Below are 647 nucleotides of genomic sequence, written 5' to 3'. Positions count from 1 at the left end.
GCCACCTGTTTGGTGAATGGATGCGAAGGGGAAACCACCGCAACCGTGACCGTTAAGCCGCAGCCAGAAATTACCAGCAGCGGAAATCCGGTTTGTGCCAGCGATTTAACCACCTACACCGTCAACTTCACGGCTACTGCCGGGGCTACCGTTACTGCCGACAAAGGTACCGTCAGCGGCAGCAGCGTTACGGGTGTACCCTCAGGTGCAACTGTTCAAATCATCGCTGAACTCGACGGATGCTCCGACACACTCACGGTTACCTTTAACTGTGAATGCCCCGTAGTAACGCCGCCCGTACCATCGGCTACACCTGCAATCATTTGTGTGGGTGAAAGCAGCGTGCTTTCGGCAACAGGATGCGCCGCCGGTACGGTTACCTGGTTTACGGATGCAGGTCTGACCACATCCCTGAGCAACCTCACCGTTAGCCCAACTGCGACCACCACTTACTACGCTGTATGTACGATCACGGCCAGCGGCTGTGCCAGTCAGGCGGCACCGGTTACCGTAACAGTCAACCCGCTACCAACGCCTTCGGTCAACAGTCCCGAAATTTGCGTAGGTGAAAGCGCCACACTGACCGTGACCAACTGCGCCGGAACCGTAACCTGGAACGACGCTACGACGGGCCTGATCAAAACCGT

1 protein-coding gene is annotated in these 647 nt (G+C 57.0%); it reads left to right on the top strand.

The window, feature by feature from the left end; genetic code table 11:
- Window positions 1-647, top strand: a 647-nt coding sequence (locus tag EZE20_RS24240; protein WP_449371725.1) for an Ig-like domain-containing protein, incomplete at both ends; no start/stop codon positions are given.

Source organism: Arundinibacter roseus (assembly GCF_004348825.1).
Taxonomy (GTDB): domain Bacteria; phylum Bacteroidota; class Bacteroidia; order Cytophagales; family Spirosomataceae; genus Arundinibacter; species Arundinibacter roseus.
Note: the sequence above shows the minus strand (reverse complement) of the source record. Positions and strands in the feature narration are given on the sequence as shown.